Origin of the sequence: Sphingobacterium sp. FBM7-1, from assembly GCF_020687765.1 — a bacterium.
In the GTDB taxonomy this organism is placed as follows: Bacteria; Bacteroidota; Bacteroidia; order Sphingobacteriales; family Sphingobacteriaceae; genus Sphingobacterium.
Genome location: NZ_JAJEWJ010000006.1, coordinates 1 through 17,390, shown reverse-complemented (window position 1 = coordinate 17,390; position 17,390 = coordinate 1). Strand labels below are relative to the sequence as shown.

The window sequence follows — 17,390 nt, the reverse complement described above, 5'->3', positions numbered from 1 at the left end:
TATTTTACTTTATTTCTTTCCCAAAGCGTTCTTTGTAATGCTTTTCCATGGCGAACATCTCATCACGCAACTTTGCCGCTTCCAAAAAATCTAAACCTTTGGCCGCTTTTTCCATCTTTTTCCGCACATTATCAATCGCCTTTTTCATCTCCTTTTCCCCTAAGTATTCCATTACCGGATCAGCGGCTATCAGAGACGCAACGTCAGGTTCCACGTAAGCCTTGGCTTCACCAGGTTTAAAGTCAGCCACCGAAGTCTGTTCTAAAATTTCCTCTCGTGTTTTACCCACTGTCCGCGGCACGATTCCATGCGCTGCGTTATACGCCATCTGTTTTTCTCTTCGGCGGTTGGTTTCTTCGATCGTTACCCGCATACTTTCCGTCATTTGATCGGCATACATGATAACCCTACCCCTGTCGTTACGAGCCGCTCTTCCTATAGTTTGGATCAGTGAACGCTCTGAACGCAAGAATCCCTCTTTATCTGCGTCCAAAATAGCGACCAAGGTCACCTCGGGCAAATCTAGCCCCTCCCGAAGTAGGTTAACACCAACTAATACGTCAAACTCCCCTAATCGCAGGCCGCGTAATATTTCCACACGCTCGAGGGTTTTTATCTCCGAATGGATATAACGAACTTTAATGTGCAATCGGCTCATGTATTTGGTTAATTCTTCCGCCATACGCTTCGTTAATGTGGTCGCTAACACCCGTCCGCCATCTTTAATAGTTTTATCCACTTCTTCCAGGAAATCATCAACTTGGTTAATCGCGGGGTGCACTTCGATTATAGGATCCAGCAAACCTGTAGGACGAATTACCTGCTCTACAACGACACCCTCCGTCTGTTGCAATTCATAATCTCCTGGTGTTGCAGAAACATAGATCGTCTGATTCGTTAGCGACTCAAACTCCGGAAAGTTAAGCGGTCTATTATCTAGCGCTGCTGGCAGCCGGAATCCGTGTTCGACCAACGAAATCTTCCGAGAGCGGTCCCCCCCATACATGGCCCGCAATTGTGGTAGCGTAACGTGACTTTCGTCAATCACTAAAAGATAATCGTCTGGAAAATAATCCAATAAACAGAATGGGCGCATGCCCGCTTGCCGGCCATCAAAAAAGCGTGAATAATTTTCAATACCTGAACAATATCCCAACTCACGCATCATTTCCAAGTCGTAATTCACCCGCTCTTCCAAGCGTTTTGCTTCTAACAATTTACCGTCCCCCTCTAATTGTGCTTTACGCTGCTCAAGTTCTTCCTGTATAGCCCAAATGGATTGTGTAAACTTTTCTTTTGGGGTTACAAACAAATTAGCCGGAAACAGAGCGATATCATTCATGCGTGATATGGTTTGTCCAGAAATCGGGTCAATTTCACTTAACTCATCAATTTCATCACCAAAAAATGAGATTCGGAAAGCGTAATCTAAATAAGCCGGATACACGTCCACGATATCCCCCTTTACACGAAAAGTGCCGCGTTTGAAATCTCCGGTTGTTCGTGCGTAAAGTATCTCTACCAAACGATGTAAAAACGCGTTTCGACTGATCGTAATTCCTACCGAAAAACGAAAAATAGAACGTGAAAAATCATCGGGATTTCCCATACCATATATACAGGACACGGAAGATACAACAATGATATCTCGGCGACCCGACATCAACGCGGACGTGGTTGCCAGCCGTAGCTTTTCAATCTCCTCGTTAATAGCTAAATCTTTTTCGATATAGGTGTTCGAAGAGGCGATAAAAGCTTCTGGTTGATAGTAATCGTAATAGGACACGAAATAATTGACCGAGTTTTCTGGAAAGAACTGTTTGAATTCTCCATACAACTGTGCGGCTAGTGTTTTGTTGTGACTTAAAATCAATGCGGGACGCTGAGTCTCCTGTATGACATTTGCAACGGTAAAAGTTTTACCCGAGCCGGTCACACCTAATAGTGTCTGGTACTGATCGCCTTCCTGCACACCTGTTACCAATTCTTTGATGGCCTGAGGTTGATCTCCCGTAGGCTTATATTCCGACGTTAAATTGAATTTCATGTAGAATCTTCCGTTTATGGAAATATAAAGTTAGGAAAAAGGCGCTTAAATCACTAAATTGCTGATATCAAATATAAAGCTATGGTAACGATCCTTACAAAAGAAAACAGTATTGCCAACCATTATTTGGTAGAATTGCGTGACATCAATATACAAAAAGATAGAATGCGCTTTAGACGAAACCTCGAACGTCTAGGAGAAATTATCGCTTACGAGATCAGCAAAACGCTCGATTACCAACCTCTTACTGTTCAAACGCCATTAGGTACTGCTTCCCATAGTGTCTTACTGGAGCAACCTGTTTTGGCAACAATCATTAGGGCGGGACTACCTTTCCACCAGGGCATGCTGAACGTATTTGATCATGCCGACAGTGCCTTTTTAGCCGCGTATCGGCATACCAAAAAAAGTGGAGAGATGGAAGTCCACAAAAAATACGTCAACACCCCTAATCTGGATGACAGAACCCTGATCATGATCGACCCCATGCTCGCTACGGGTCAGAGCTTGGTGCTGTGTTGCAAGGATTTACTCGCTGAGTATTCAATCAAAGAGCTACATATTGCAGTGGCTATCGCTTCTGAAGAAGGCATACAACACGTCCGTGCTTTTCTACCAGAGGCACACCTTTGGGTAGGCGATGTGGACAATGAACTGACCTCCAAATCCTACATTGTTCCTGGGCTAGGCGACGCTGGAGATTTGGCTTATGGAAATAAAGAATAAACTAAACGGATAACAAAAACATAAAACGTAATTAACACATAATGAACAGTGTAACTTTATATTTATTCAAAAATATCATCAACTATGGTTTGGCAAAAGTACAATGGCGAAAAAATCCGTATGTCTATCATCGATGCCGTTGAAGACATCATTCAAAGGGAAAGCGCTCTCGGCAATCGACTTAAAGTGTATATCGGCACGGATTCGCAGGTAAAACGCGGCATCGTCGAGTTTGCCACAGTTATCGTTTTCCTTCGCGAACATAAAGGGGGCTTTATGTTCATCAACCGCGACAAAATTACCCGTCGGCTAGGTATTAAAGAACGTATGCTTACCGAAGTCCAAAAATCGATCGACATCGCTTACCAATTATGTCCCATACTAGACTTATACCATATCGACCTTGAAGTACACGCCGACATCAATACTAATCCCAGTTTCGAATCCAATATTGCCTTAAAAGAGGCCATGGGATATATTCTGGGCATGGGGTTCCAGTTTCGTGCGAAGCCTGAATCCTTCGCCAGTACAAATTGCGCCAATAAGATCGTGCAATAATCGATTGCATTCTTTAGACAGGTTTTGTATAATTGTAAAAACAGTTATACATTGAGTGATATTAAAAAAATCGCGATTGTCGGTCCGGAATCAACGGGAAAATCGACAATGGCGCAGCATCTTGCACAGGTTCTCGGAACGGTATGCGTTCCAGAGTTCGCACGCTATTACTGCAAGAATCTGAACAGAAAATATACGCTACAAGATGAAGTGAATATGTTCTACGGGCAAGTTGCCTTAGAAGAATCATTGATTCCGTTAGCCCAAAATAATATATTAGTCTGCGACACGACCATCCTTACCGTGAAAATCTGGTGTGATCACCTTTTCGGGAATACGCCTACAGAAGTAACTGAAGAAATCAAATCAAGAAAATACGACTTGTATTTACTCATGGATATCGATTTACCGTGGGAAGATGATCCGTTAAGGGATTTCCCGCTGCAACGGGAACACTTTATGACGGTTTGGAAAAAAGAACTAGCGGCACTAAATGCTCCGTATAAAATTGTTTCGGGGGTGGGCGAAGCTAGACTCGAACACGGCGAAGCAATGATTATTTTATAAAAAAACCTGTCGAACGATCGACAGGTTTTTTTAAAGGATATATTTGTTATTTTAATAACGGTACGCTTCTGGCTTATACGGTCCATCCACGGTCACGCCAATATAAGTGGCTTGGTCTTCCGTTAAAGTATCCAACTCCACCCCGATATGCGCCAAGTGTAAACGAGCTACTTTCTCGTCCAAATGCTTGGGTAAAGTGTACACTTTCTTTTCATACTGATCGCTATTAACCCATAGCTCAATCTGAGCCAACGTTTGGTTCGTAAATGAATTTGACATAACGAAAGATGGATGCCCCGTAGCACACCCCAAATTCACTAAACGCCCTTCTGCCAGTAAAATAATATCGCTACCATCGATGGTGTATTTATCTACTTGCGGTTTGATCTCTACTTTCGTAGTGCCGTAATTGCTATTTAACCACGCGACATCAATTTCATTATCGAAATGCCCAATATTACAGACAACAGCTTTGTCTTTCATCACTTTAAAATGCTCCGCACGAATAATATCTTTATTACCCGTAGTTGTCACAATGATATTTGCTTCTTTCACCGCATCTGCCATTTTTTTCACTTCGTATCCCTCCATGGCCGCCTGCAATGCACAAATAGGATCAATTTCTGTCACGATCACACGCACACCTGCCGAACGCAAAGATTCCGCAGATCCTTTACCCACATCGCCGTAACCCGCAACGACTGCCACCTTTCCAGCCAACATTAAATCGGTCGCCCGACGTATAGCATCTACTAATGATTCGCGACAACCATATTTATTATCGAACTTCGATTTTGTAACAGAGTCATTTACATTAATAGCCGGCAAATGCAACGTGCCTTTTTTATATCGCTCATAAAGACGATGGACACCGGTAGTTGTTTCCTCCGACAATCCTTTGATTTCGTCGATTAACTCCGGAAATTTATCAAAAACCATATTCGTCAAATCTCCACCATCGTCCAAGATCATATTTAATGGCTTACGGTCTTCTCCGAAAAACAAGGTTTGTTCAATACACCAGTTAAACTCTTCCTCTGTTAATCCCTTCCATGCGTATACAGGAATACCAGCGGCAGCTATAGCAGCAGCAGCATGGTCCTGTGTTGAAAAAATATTACAAGACGACCAGCTCACCTCTGCGCCCAGCTCCACTAAAGTCTCTATCAAAACAGCAGTTTGAATAGTCATATGTAAACAGCCTGCAATTCGAGCGCCTTTCAGCGGCTTGGAAGTTCCGTACTCTTCGCGCAGACTCATTAATCCGGGCATTTCCGCTTCGGCCAATTCTATTTCTTTTCTTCCCCACTCCGCCAAAGAAATATCTTTTACTTTGTAAGGAACATACGTTGTTTCAACTGTTGACATAGTTATTATAATTTTAGAGAAACACAAAAATAGCTGATACCCAAGTCAAATCAAAAAGAATACACATTATTCCCTTAAATCTGACATTATCTTGAGGATAACATCTTGATTAGCGAACGATAATCCGCTATCTTTGTTTAACGGTAGCACGAAATAAAGAGTTGCCTGTATTTTTTAACATATACTTTAAGAGAGATGTATCCAGAATATTTAGTAGCTCCTATGCGCCAAGAGTTGGTAGACGCGGGATTTCAAGAGTTAAAAAGCAGAGAAGAAGTTGATACCGTCATTCCATCCGAAGGAACGGTCTTTGTAGTTGTCAACTCCGTTTGCGGATGTGCGGCAGCGAATGCGCGTCCTGCGGCACGGTTTGCAGTAGAAAACGGTAAAAAACCTGCTAAACTAGTAACTGTTTTTGCAGGCATGGAAAAAGAGGCCGTAGATAAAGCACGGGAGTATATGCTTCCCTACCCACCTTCTTCGCCAGCGATGGCCTTATTCAAAGATGGAAAATTAGTACACATGATTGAAAGACATATGATCGAAGGACGGCCTGCGCAGATGATTGCAGATAACTTGATCGCAGCTTTCGACGAGCACTGCTAGTCATATATTTTGATTTTTTGAATGAAAGGCTCTCCTGTATTGTATTGGAGAGCTTTTTATTTGATGATTAATATCAAAGATTCCATACGCCATCCCATGAAGTTGATTCAAACTATATTGCTCATTTCTTCAGCCTTTCTTTTGGTGCAGTGTACAACCAATAAAGAGGTTGACCTTATTGTCTATAATGCAAAAGTTTATACCGTAGACTCCGTATTTTCCCTAAAAGAGGCATTTGCTATAAAAGGAGGCATATTTGTAGATATGGGCACCTCCAGAGAAATCCAAAGTAAATATGTAGCGAAGGAAGTCATTGATGCAGAAGGAAAGGCTATATATCCTGGATTTTATGATGCTCACGGACATTTTTTAATGTTAGCAGAAGCGCTCGAACGTATCGATTTGCATGGAGCCAAATCTTTTGATGAAATACTCGAAAAGCTTACTGCTTATCAACGCAATAATCCGGATCAGCGGTGGATTATTGGATCGGGATGGGATCAGAACCTGTGGGAAAATAAGCGTTTTCCGACAAAAGATAGTCTGGACAAATATTTTCCAGAAACCCCCGTTTTTCTATCACGCGTTGACCACCATACAGCTTTAGTAAATAGCCAAGCGCTGCATATCGCTCAATTAGACACCATACGTTCCGTCCCGGGAGGGCGGATGGCGGTCGATAGCATGGGGAACTTGACCGGCCTTTTGATGGACAACGCTGTAAAATTGGTTTCGCGGCACATACCAGTGCCGGAAGAATCCCATTTACTATCAGCCCTACGCAAAGCGCAGGATTCTTTATTCTCTGTTGGACTAACGTCAATTGTAGATGCCGGCATGTCTCTAGAAGCATTAGAGCATCTAAAGAAATTTTATCAGCAAGATTCTTTAAAGATAAGAAACTACGCGATGATTGGTGGAAGTATCCGTGATATTGAAAGGTATATTAAAGAAGGTATATACGAATCTGAACGCCTAACAATCCGTTCTGTTAAGCTGATGGCTGATGGAGCGTTGGGTTCTCGTAGCGCCTATTTACTAGAACCTTATAGTGACGATTCCCTTAGTCGTGGCTTTCTTTTGCAAGAGCCTGAAATCTTAGATAATATTATTAAAAAAATAGCCAAAACGCCCTTTCAGGTTAGCACCCATGCCATCGGAGATGCGGCAAACAGATTGGTATTAGATATTTACGGTAAATATTTGGAAGGCGACGGGAAAAGACGATGGCGAATCGAACATGCGCAAGTAGTCTCTCCTACTGATTTTGAAAAATTTGCACGATTCAACATTATTCCCTCTGTTCAGCCAACACATGCTACTTCCGATATGTACTGGGCAGCGAGCCGTTTAGGGCCTGACCGGATAAAGAATGCTTACGCTTATAATATATTATTGCATCACTACGGTAAGTTAGCCTTAGGAAGTGATTTTCCTATAGAACATTTTAATCCCCTGTACGGATTCCACGCTGCTGTAACCCGCGTAGATCAAAACGGATTCCCGACGGGAGGTTTTCAAATGGAAAATGCCGTTACAAGAGAACAAGCTCTCCGCGGAATGACGATATGGGCGGCGTTTGCATGTTTCCAAGAGAAGAAAAGGGGTAGCATTGAACGGGGGAAAGATGCAGATTTCGTTATATTAAGCGACGATATTATGACAGCTCCCGACAATCAACTACGCGGTATAAAAACAATACGTACCGTAATCGCGGGAGAAACCGTTTTTCTACAAGAATAAATACAATGTATCTTTCTTACTTACTGCATATCAAACAAATGCTTTTCTGCGTGATACGAAGAGCGCACTAAGGGTCCTGATTCAACATATTTAAATCCCATCTCCAAACCTATCTGCTGGTACTTTGCAAATTGTGCTGGTGTAATCCATTCCACTACGGGATGGTGAGCTTTTGTCGGCTGCAGGTATTGTCCTATCGTAAGGATATCTACACCTACATTATATAAGTCTTGCATGGCTTCGATAACATCCTCCTCCGTTTCGCCAAATCCTAACATAATACCCGATTTGGTACGCAAGCCCGCCTCGGCAATGCGACGCAAACATTCCAACGAACGATCATATTTTGCTTGAATACGTACCTCACGTGTCAACCGCCGTACAGTTTCTAAATTATGCGAAACGACTTCCGGACGTACTTCCAAAACGCGTGCTAAGTTTTCCCATTGCCCTTTAAAATCAGGAATCAACGTTTCCAAGGTTGTTTCCGGACTCTCTCTACGGATAGCCTTTACCGTCTCTGCCCATATGATTGATCCACCATCTTTCAAATCATCCCGATCTACCGATGTGATGACACAATGCTTCACCTGCATTAACTTGACTGACTGTGCTACCCGATTAGGCTCATCCAAATCTACAGCTAGTGGGCGACCCGTTGCTACGGCGCAAAAAGAGCATGAACGGGTACAAATATTCCCTAATATCATAAATGTAGCCGTCCCAGCACCCCAACATTCTCCCATATTTGGACAATTTCCACTCTCACATATAGTATGCAGTTTATGCTCATCTACGAGACTACGAACATGGCGATATTCTTTACCAACGGGAAGCTTCACACGCAACCAATCGGGTTTACGCTGCGTTTCGGTTGCTGGAATTACAGGTAGTTCAATCATGTCACAAAGTTACACATTATTCTCCTAAAAAATAGTCCTATCATATGTCACGGTTATTCCATGTTTCCTTGGAAGAATTCCCATAGCGGATAAAATGTCAGCCTATACCCTACAAAAAATATTAGTTTTCAAAATAAAGCATATTTATATCAAAAAAGATGTAACTTTGCACTCCGACAAAGCAGTCGGAATACTTCCCTCTAAAAGGCATTTTTTCGTTTGCTTTTGTCTACAACAAATTGATAATTAATTTTTTGAACAAGAGAAATAATGCCTAGAAACACCTCCATTAACTCCGTTTTAATTATTGGTTCAGGTCCTATCGTTATCGGTCAAGCCTGTGAATTTGATTATTCTGGATCACAAGCTGCTCTTTCTTTAAAGGAAGAAGGTATTAAAGTGTCCATCATCAATTCCAATCCTGCAACAATTATGACCGACAAGGTTATTGCAGACCATGTTTATTTATTACCCCTTACTTGTGAGAGCATCGAACAGATTCTCCAAGAACAACAAATTGATGCGGTACTCCCCACTATGGGTGGGCAAACAGCCTTAAACCTCTGTATAGAGGCTTCCAATATCGGCTTGTGGGATAAATATAACGTAAAAGTTATCGGAGTTGATGTAGCCGCTATTGAAAAAACAGAGAACCGAGAAGAGTTTCGTCAACTCATGGTGGATATCGGTGTAGGCGTTGCAAACTCAAAAATTGCAAATTCTTTCTTGGAAGGTAAAGAAGCTGCACAGGAAATAGGTTACCCGTTAGTTATCCGCCCATCCTATACATTAGCAGGTACAGGAGGTGGGTTTGTTCACAAAAAAGAAGATTTTGACGCCGCGCTAAATAGAGGTTTACATGCCTCTCCTACCCACGAAGTACTCGTAGAGCAAGCTGTATTAGGATGGAAGGAATTTGAATTAGAGTTACTGCGTGATACAAACGATAATGTAATTATTATTTGTACGATTGAAAACTTTGACCCTATGGGTATCCACACAGGAGATTCGATCACAGTGGCTCCTGGTATGACCATTAGTGATAAATGTTATCAAGAAATGCGTAATCAAGCTATTCGCATGATGCGCTCTATCGGCAACTTTGCTGGTGGATGTAACGTACAGTTTTCGGTAAACCCTGAAAACGAAGACATCATCGCGATCGAAATCAACCCTCGCGTATCGCGATCTTCTGCGTTAGCTTCGAAAGCGACAGGTTATCCTATTGCAAAAATCGCCGCGAAACTCGCTATTGGATACAATTTGGATGAGCTACAGAATCAAATCACAAAGACGACATCCGCTTACTTTGAGCCTACTTTAGACTACGTCATTGTTAAGATTCCACGTTTTAACTTCGACAAGTTTAAAGGCGCGAATAAAGAGCTAGGTTTACAGATGAAAGCGGTCGGTGAAGTTATGGCAATTGGTCGTACTTTTATAGAAGCACTACAAAAAGCATGTCAATCGTTAGAAACTAATCGCGGAGGATTGGGGGCTGACGGCCGTCAACTACGCAACTTAGAGGAAATCATGGATAGCTTGGAGCATCCAAGCTCCGATAGGGTATTCCACATCAAAGATGCATTTGAGCTTGGAGTTCCTTTGGAATCTATTCGTAAAGCAACCCGTATAGACAAATGGTTTTTAATTCAGATTCAAGAACTGGTCCAGCTGGAAACCGAACTACGTAGGTATCAGTTAAACAACATCCCACGTGACTTCTTCCTCACACTAAAACAAAAAGGTTATTCCGATTTACAAATCTCTTGGTTACTAGGTAATGTAAGCGAAGATGATGTATATGCACGTCGAAAAGAACTAGGTATCAATCGGGTATACAAAATGGTGGATACTTGTGCAGCAGAATTCCCTGCACACACACCTTACTACTATTCGACTTTCGAGGACGAGAACGAATCCGTGGCTTCCGACAAAAAGAAAATCATTGTATTAGGTTCTGGCCCTAACCGTATAGGTCAGGGAATTGAATTCGACTATTCTTGTGTACACGGACTAATTGCCGCTAAAGAGGCTGGTTATGAATCCATCATGGTAAACTGTAACCCAGAAACGGTATCTACAGACTTTAACATGGCCGATAAGCTATATTTTGAACCGGTATTCTGGGAACACGTACGTGAAATCATTGAGTTAGAAAAGCCCGAAGGAGTTATTGTACAACTAGGTGGACAAACTGCTTTGAAAATGGCGGAACGTTTACAGGCACTCGGCGTTAAAATTATCGGCACCTCCTTTAACGACATGGACTTAGCCGAAGATCGTGGTCGTTTTTCCGATCTGTTAAAAGAGTTAGATATTCCGTATCCGAAATATGGTGTTGCGACCTCCGCTGAAGAAGCATTGAAAGTGGCTGAACAAGTCGGATATCCGGTATTGGTTCGTCCTTCGTATGTTTTGGGTGGACAAGGAATGAGTATCGTTATCAACGATGAGGATTTAGAAAAAGCGGTCGTTAATTTATTGAAAAACTTACCGGGTAATCAAATTCTAATTGACCATTTCTTAGATCGCGCCGAAGAGGCAGAGTCAGACTCTATCTGTGATGGCGAAGATGTCCATATCATTGGTATGATGGAACATATAGAACCCGCAGGTATCCATTCCGGCGACTCTTCTGCAGTACTTCCTCCGTTTAGCTTGTCCGAAAACGTGCAACAGAAGATGGAAGAATATTCTATTCGGTTAGCAAAAGCACTTAACGTAAGAGGATTGTTGAATATCCAATTTGCCGTAAAGGGTGAAGATGTATATGTGATCGAAGCTAATCCACGCGCTTCCCGTACTGTTCCGTTTATCGCAAAAGCCTATGACGTTCCTTATATAAACATTGCTACCAAAGTAATGTTAGGCGTTAATAAGCTGAAAGACTTTAAAATTGAACGGAAGTTACAGGGATATGCTATTAAAGAGCCGGTATTCTCCTTTAGCAAATTCCCTGAAGTCGATAAACAGCTAGGCCCCGAAATGAAGTCGACAGGTGAGGCGATTCGATTCATCAAAGATTTACATGATCCTTATTTTAGAGAACTATACAATAAAAAGTCGATGTTCTTGAACGCACAATAAAACAATAAAACCCGTCTTCAAGACGGGTTTTATTGTTTTATTGTACTTTCCACAGTGTCCACGGTTAATAAGACTCTCCTAGGCGGTTTTAAAAATCTATCTGCCCCACAAGTTCTTTCAATTGTATTTCGGACAACTTCGCTTGGAGCTGAGCTGCATTAAATCTAGCAATCGCATTTATAAAATTTTCTTGAGCATCCCTGAACTCCACCGCGCTAATCGAGCCGATTGTGTATTTCGCCAACGTAATTTCTAGATTTTCACGTGCGATATTTTCATTCTTCTCCTCCAATTTAACGAGTTCTATATTGGTGAGGTATGTCTCATAAGCTGTCTTTAAACCGGTTTGCACCGCTAAACGTTGTTGCTCAACCTGTAATGCCGCGTTATCGATTTGAATTTTAGCAATACGTTCGTTACGGCGTTGGTTCAAGCCATCAAAAATATTGACCGACGCCGTCAATCCATAGGTCAGCCCTCGCGAATTAGAACGCGCGACGAACCCTAAGCTAGATTCTGACCGGCCAAAGTTATAGCCGCTATTTAGACGTACCGTAGGGTAACGTGTCGATTTCACTTCTTTCAAATCCAATTCAGCAAGCTTTTTATTGAGGACAATCATCTGTAAATCGGGATTAAACTGATCCGCCCTTTCCAACAAATCTCCATATATCAGTTCTTCGTCGATACCCACTTCGGTATCAACAAGGAAGTCTATATCTAAATCTCTAGCGAGTATACTATTCAGCATAGTCTTTAAATTCGTTACCGTTTCTACCTGTCTCAACCGGGCGGAAATATCCTCATTTAAATTAACCTGCACATTCAAAACTTCCAATTTCGCAGCTTTACCGATAGAAAACCTGTTTTCCGCTGTGCGGAGTCGCTCTTTCGAAATAAGAATACTAGAATCCAACGCCGACAAGAGATTTTGTTGTTCCACAATCGTATAATATACCGTAATAACATCCCCTACCGTGGTCAATACCGTTTTCTTCAAATTTAAATCGCCTTGCTTTTCTAATTCTTGAAGTTTTTCATAGCGAGCGAACATTCCCAAACCATCAAAAATTGTCCAGCCTAAGTTTATCCCATAGTTTAAGTTATTATTTCGGGCATTATCCAACGAACGTTCTAGGCCGCTACTCTGCAGTTGCGTAGTATTTTGCACACTATTATTCTGCACCAAGTCTGCGGTTACCTGGGGGAGCATTCCGGCGTTACCATAGGTTTTGTTTTCCTGCGCGACAAGTAAAGCATTTTGAGACAACTTTATGTCATAATTATTTTCCAATGCAAGTTCCACAGCCTGCCGAACACGCAATAACTCTTGTCCCCTAGCCGAACACAAAAAGCCTAAACCAAAAGACAATAAAATCAATATCCTCTTCATAAACCTATTTCTCGATATTATCAAACTCCGGTCGTTTTTTTCGAGACCTGGACATCATTAAATAAAAAGCAGGAATAACATATAGCGTCAAAATTAACGAAAACATCGTTCCCCCAACAATAACGACCCCCATACCAACGCGACTGGTGGAGGCAGCTCCCAATGAAAGTGCGATTGGGAGCGCACCCAATGCTATAGCTAAAGACGTCATTAATATCGGCCGTAAACGTGCTTCCGAGGCTTGAACAACAGCTTGATATTTCTCATAGCCCTGATCCCGTAGTTGGTTAGCAAACTCCACAATCAAAATCCCATTTTTCGTCACCAGACCAATTAACATGATCGTCCCTATTTGACTAAAAATATTCCAACTTTGCCCAAATAACCATAAAGAAAACAAGGCTCCTCCTACAGCCATAGGCACGGTAAGCAAAATAATAATTGGGTCAATAAAGCTCTCAAATTGTGCAGCAAGTATAAGAAAAATAAGAAGTACCGCGAGGCCGAAGGCAAACATCGTATTGGAACTACTTTCAACAAAATCCCGTGCTTCTCCCCCTAAGTCTGTCGTAAAGGTAGCATCCAACACCCTCTCGCTGATAGCGTCCATAGCAGCGATACCGTCTCCCATGCTATATCCAGCCGCCAAGCCGGCTGATACAGTCGCTGACATATAACGATTATTATGATACAACTGAGGCGGGCTACTGCGTTCCTCTATTTCGACCAAGTTATCTAATTGAATGAGAAGACCATCTTTATTTTTCACATAAATGGCGGCTAGATCCATGGGAGTTGCTCTATCCTTTCTATCAAACTGTCCCATAACTTGATACTGCTTTCCGTTCATCATAAAATAACCAAATCGTTGTCCCGACAGAGACATTTGTAGGGTCTGCGCGATATCCAATACCGAAACTCCCATGGAATGTGCCCGATCCCGATCAATCGTTACATAAACTTCTGGCTTATTAAATTTTAAGTTAACATCCACCACCGAAAATGTTCTGTCTTTCGACAGCTCTTCCATAAACTCCGGAATTTTTTCTTCCAACTTCTCAAAATTAGGCGCCTGAATAATGTATTGCAAAGGCAACCCGCCGCGCCTATTAACAGATATCGTGGGTTGCTGTGACACCGAGACCCTTGCTTCGGAATAAGACTTGGTCAATCGCGAAAGATCCGCTGCAATTTCCTGCTGTGTACGCGAACGTTCATCAGGCTGTACCAACCCCAACCTCACAAAACCACTATTGGCAGATGCTGTACCAAATCCGGGAGAAGTTACCACGAGACTGACGTTTTTTTCAGGAACAGAATCATTAATAAGCGTTGTTAGCTCGGTCATAAAGCGATCCATATAATCGTAAGAAACACCTTCTGGCGCAGTAGCATTTAAACGAATATAACTTCTATCATCATAAGGCGCCGTCTCTTTTGGAAGTACTAAATAAAAGAAATAGATCAGTGCAAAACATCCTAAAATCACGCCAAAACTTAACCATTTTATTTTCAAGAATCCACGCAAAGAATTTTCATATTCTTTATTCATCATCTGAAAATAGCGTTCTGTTTTGTTGTAAAATTTAGATTTTTGCTGCTCCCCGCCTTTCATTAAGTAAGCGTTGAGCATCGGTGTTAGGGATAAGGATACAAATGCAGAAATCAAAACAGCAGCCCCAATAACGACGCCAAACTCCCTAAATAGACGTCCGACGAAACCCTCCAAAAATATGACAGGCAAAAACACAGCAGCTAAGGTTATAGAAATTGAAATAACCGCAAAAAAAATCTCATTGGAGCCTTTTATAGCTGCTTCAATAGGCGGCATACCCCCCTCTACCTTCTTAAAGATATTCTCCGTAACCACAATACCGTCATCCACCACTAGCCCCGTAGCCAACACAATAGCTAACAATGTCAGCACATTGATCGAAAAGCCACAAAGGTACATAATGAAAAAAGTAGCAATTAAAGACACCGGGATGTCGACCAATGGCCGGAAAGCAATCGACCAGTTACGGAAGAATACGTAGATAATCAACACCACCAAAACGATCGCAATAATTAAAGTTTCCACAACTTCAAAAACGGAATTTCGGACGAATTGCGTGTTATCCATCGCAATATTCAATTCAAAACCCGGTGGCAAATCCTCTTGCAACTTATCATATTCTTCGTAAAACTGCTCTGCGATCTCAATATAATTGGTGCCTGGTTGCGGAATAATCGCTAGCGCAACCATCGGGTATCCCGAGTCAGACATCTTTGTCTCGAAATTCTCCGCTTCCATTGCCGCTTGCCCGACGTCTGCCAGGCGCACCACTCTATTTTTCTCTGCTCGAATAACGATATTATTAAACTCCTCCTCGGTAGACATATTCCCTAGCGTTTTAACAGCTAGCTCTGTATTTGCGCCCGTCAATACTCCCGACGGTAGTTCCACGTTTTGATTATTCAAAGCAGTGCGCACATCCAATACAGTAAGCCCGTAAGACGCCAGACGAACAGGGTCAATCCAAAGACGCATAGCATATTTACGTTGTCCCCAGATACGCACCGAACTCACACCCGGAATAGTTTGTAAGCGCTGTGCTATTACATTGTCAGCATAGTCCGATAACTCCAATACATTTCTTGTCGTGCTTTGAACGGTCATGGTGATGATCGGCTCCGAGTCGGCATCCGCTTTAGACACCACGGGAGGAGCGTCAATGTCCTGGGGTAAATTCCGCAGCGCTTGAGAGACCTTATCACGCACATCGTTAGCTGCTGCCTCAAGATCCTTATCTAAGTTAAATTCGATAGTGATATTACTCGCTCCCTGACTACTCGAGGACGATATATTACGAATTCCATCGATTGAATTAATAGATTTTTCAAGAGGTTCCGTTATTTGAGATTCAATAATATCCGCATTTGCACCAGCATAATTTGTGCGTACAGAAATTTGAGCAGGATCAATGGAGGGGTATTCCCTTACTCCTAGAAATGTATACCCGATAATCCCGAAAAGGATTAACAGTAAATTCATAACAATCGCTAGAACCGGACGCTTTATACTTAATGTAGATAAACTCATGACAACCCTTTATTTACCGCAAAGTTACATGCACTGGACTTCCGTCACGTAATGACATAACACCCGATGTCAACACAGTATCTCCTTCATTTAAACCTTTAGACACTAAGACATCCGCATCTGTACGCGCGCCTGTTTCGACCAAAATCTCCTTTGCCACTCCATCTTTCTTAATAAAAATCTTTTTACCATTTTGGATAGGAATTAACGCCTCTGCCGGAACCAACAAACCATTTTCTATCGTCCCTAATGGGAAAATAACATTTGCAAACGTACCCGGAATAAGGCGACTATCTCTATTGTCCGCCAATGCCCGAACACGTAAGGTCCGTGTTGCTGTTTCTACTAATGGCTCCACCGCGTATATCTTTGCTGTAAATGCAGCATTTGTACCTTGTACGGTAAAACGTACGGAAATACCATTTTTTACTTCGGCCGCGTAACGTTCTGGAATAGCAAACTCTAACTTTACTTTACTGACATCCACGAGTTGTGCAATATCGGTAGTAGGTGTAATATAACTTCCTTGCGATATATTCCGCAAACCGATCGTTCCCGAAAAGGGGGCACGAATAGCGGTTTTAGTTAATTGTGCCGCAATAAGCTGAATTTGTGATTCCGTCGTGCGGTAGTCGGCGCTGGCAATGTCATATTCCTCCTGACTAATGGCTTCCTTCTCTAAAAGAAGCTTCGCTCTCCGCTCATTCTCTTCCGCCAAACTATTGGCTGTTTTAGCCTGCGCTAGTTGCGCCTTTAATTCAGCATCATTGATTTTAATCAATAATTGGCCTTTAGAAACGTTACCACCCTCTGAAAAGTTCAACTCTTCTACAATTCCCGAAATTTCTGAACGCAAACCAATAACTTCATTAGGCTCTATAGAACCCGATAAAGACAAAAAGTCAGAAAACGGCTTCCCCGTCACCACCATACCATATATTTTGGAATCTACGCGTCTCTGACTTAACGCATTTTCGGCATCTTTTTCACTATTTTCTATCAAGCGATAGGTCACCAACCCAGCTATTATCAATACGATAACAATAAAAACCGTTGCAAATCTCTTCGTCATAATTATCTTGAAACTTCATCTATAAGGAGACAGCCTACAAGATACCGTAATTTGCTGGGATTAATTTGTAAAAATTTCATTATAAAAAAAGCCCCTGCAGCTAACTGCAGGGGCTTGTATAAAATTTGGCGCCGACCTACTCTCCCACCTGTTACGGCAGTACCATCGGCTCTGGCGGGCTTGACTGCTCTGTTCGGAATGGGAAGAGGTAGACACCGCCGATATAGGCACCTGAA

At 42.2% G+C, this 17,390-nt stretch carries 12 protein-coding genes and 1 rRNA gene; 6 read left to right on the top strand and 7 right to left on the bottom strand.

What is annotated here, in order from left to right:
* Positions 1-4 precede the first annotated feature (4 nt).
* Positions 5-2,047, bottom strand: coding sequence for an excinuclease ABC subunit UvrB (gene uvrB, locus LKO28_RS11160; RefSeq protein WP_227694946.1), 2,043 nt, complete (start codon positions 2,045-2,047; stop codon positions 5-7).
* 81 nt (positions 2,048-2,128) lie between these two features.
* On the opposite strand from uvrB, the gene upp reads away from it, so the two are divergent.
* The 3 genes from upp to LKO28_RS11145 all read left to right on the top strand — a co-directional run bounded on the left by upp (position 2,129) and on the right by LKO28_RS11145 (position 3,898).
* Positions 2,129-2,773 (top strand): uracil phosphoribosyltransferase, encoded by a 645-nt coding sequence (gene upp / locus LKO28_RS11155; RefSeq protein ID WP_227694945.1) that lies wholly within the window; start codon positions 2,129-2,131, stop codon positions 2,771-2,773.
* Between the two features lie 84 nt (positions 2,774-2,857).
* On the top strand, positions 2,858-3,331 hold the full coding sequence (locus tag LKO28_RS11150; protein WP_227694944.1) for a ribonuclease H-like YkuK family protein: 474 nt from the start codon (positions 2,858-2,860) through the stop codon (positions 3,329-3,331).
* A 51-nt stretch (positions 3,332-3,382) separates the two neighbouring features.
* Complete coding sequence (locus LKO28_RS11145; RefSeq protein ID WP_227694943.1) at positions 3,383-3,898, top strand: AAA family ATPase; 516 nt, start codon at positions 3,383-3,385, stop codon at positions 3,896-3,898.
* A gap of 51 nt (positions 3,899-3,949) precedes the next feature.
* Here the strand turns inward: LKO28_RS11145 and ahcY are convergent, their stop codons facing one another.
* The gene (ahcY, locus tag LKO28_RS11140) at positions 3,950-5,266 is read right to left on the bottom strand and encodes an adenosylhomocysteinase (RefSeq protein WP_227694942.1); all 1,317 of its coding nucleotides are present in this window, start codon (positions 5,264-5,266) and stop codon (positions 3,950-3,952) included.
* Positions 5,267-5,461: 195 nt separating this feature from the next.
* Here ahcY and LKO28_RS11135 point away from each other — a divergent pair, with 195 nt between their 5' ends.
* Together LKO28_RS11135 and LKO28_RS11130 are read left to right on the top strand one after the other, a co-directional pair.
* The gene (locus tag LKO28_RS11135) at positions 5,462-5,872 is read left to right on the top strand and encodes a BrxA/BrxB family bacilliredoxin (protein WP_227694940.1); all 411 of its coding nucleotides are present in this window, start codon (positions 5,462-5,464) and stop codon (positions 5,870-5,872) included.
* A 21-nt stretch (positions 5,873-5,893) separates the two neighbouring features.
* Complete coding sequence (locus LKO28_RS11130; protein WP_227694939.1) at positions 5,894-7,615, top strand: amidohydrolase; 1,722 nt, start codon at positions 5,894-5,896, stop codon at positions 7,613-7,615.
* A 20-nt stretch (positions 7,616-7,635) separates the two neighbouring features.
* Here LKO28_RS11130 and lipA read toward each other — a convergent pair whose 3' ends face one another.
* Positions 7,636-8,517: a lipoyl synthase gene (gene lipA, locus LKO28_RS11125; protein WP_227694938.1), complete on the bottom strand. Its 882-nt coding sequence runs from the start codon at positions 8,515-8,517 to the stop codon at positions 7,636-7,638.
* Between the two features lie 270 nt (positions 8,518-8,787).
* On the opposite strand from lipA, the gene carB reads away from it, so the two are divergent.
* Positions 8,788-11,607, top strand: coding sequence for a carbamoyl-phosphate synthase large subunit (carB, locus tag LKO28_RS11120; RefSeq protein ID WP_227694937.1), 2,820 nt, complete (start codon positions 8,788-8,790; stop codon positions 11,605-11,607).
* A gap of 88 nt (positions 11,608-11,695) precedes the next feature.
* On the opposite strand, the gene LKO28_RS11115 is transcribed toward carB, so the two are convergent.
* From LKO28_RS11115 to rrf, 4 genes are all read right to left on the bottom strand, one after another.
* Positions 11,696-13,000: a TolC family protein gene (locus LKO28_RS11115; protein ID WP_227694936.1), complete on the bottom strand. Its 1,305-nt coding sequence runs from the start codon at positions 12,998-13,000 to the stop codon at positions 11,696-11,698.
* A 4-nt stretch (positions 13,001-13,004) separates the two neighbouring features.
* Complete coding sequence (locus LKO28_RS11110; protein ID WP_227694935.1) at positions 13,005-16,082, bottom strand: efflux RND transporter permease subunit; 3,078 nt, start codon at positions 16,080-16,082, stop codon at positions 13,005-13,007.
* A gap of 13 nt (positions 16,083-16,095) precedes the next feature.
* Positions 16,096-17,154 (bottom strand): efflux RND transporter periplasmic adaptor subunit, encoded by a 1,059-nt coding sequence (locus tag LKO28_RS11105; RefSeq protein ID WP_227694933.1) that lies wholly within the window; start codon positions 17,152-17,154, stop codon positions 16,096-16,098.
* A gap of 123 nt (positions 17,155-17,277) precedes the next feature.
* Positions 17,278-17,389, bottom strand: a 5S ribosomal RNA gene (gene rrf, locus LKO28_RS11100).
* Position 17,390: the final 1 nt, after the last annotated feature.

Bases quoted from the DNA above. Each gene is read 5' to 3' on its own strand.
- carB (WP_227694937.1), top strand. From the start codon at position 8,788: ATGCCTAGAAACACCTCCATTAACTCCGTTTTAATTATTGGTTCAGGT.
- LKO28_RS11135 (WP_227694940.1), top strand. From the start codon at position 5,462: ATGTATCCAGAATATTTAGTAGCTCCTATGCGCCAAGAGTTGGTAGAC.
- LKO28_RS11150 (WP_227694944.1), top strand. From the start codon at position 2,858: ATGGTTTGGCAAAAGTACAATGGCGAAAAAATCCGTATGTCTATCATC.
- uvrB (WP_227694946.1), bottom strand. From the start codon at position 2,047: ATGAAATTCAATTTAACGTCGGAATATAAGCCTACGGGAGATCAACCT.
- LKO28_RS11110 (WP_227694935.1), bottom strand. From the start codon at position 16,082: ATGAGTTTATCTACATTAAGTATAAAGCGTCCGGTTCTAGCGATTGTT.
- ahcY (WP_227694942.1), bottom strand. From the start codon at position 5,266: ATGTCAACAGTTGAAACAACGTATGTTCCTTACAAAGTAAAAGATATT.
- LKO28_RS11105 (WP_227694933.1), bottom strand. From the start codon at position 17,154: ATGACGAAGAGATTTGCAACGGTTTTTATTGTTATCGTATTGATAATA.
- lipA (WP_227694938.1), bottom strand. From the start codon at position 8,517: ATGATTGAACTACCTGTAATTCCAGCAACCGAAACGCAGCGTAAACCC.
- LKO28_RS11130 (WP_227694939.1), top strand. From the start codon at position 5,894: ATGAAAGGCTCTCCTGTATTGTATTGGAGAGCTTTTTATTTGATGATT.
- LKO28_RS11115 (WP_227694936.1), bottom strand. From the start codon at position 13,000: ATGAAGAGGATATTGATTTTATTGTCTTTTGGTTTAGGCTTTTTGTGT.
- upp (WP_227694945.1), top strand. From the start codon at position 2,129: ATGGTAACGATCCTTACAAAAGAAAACAGTATTGCCAACCATTATTTG.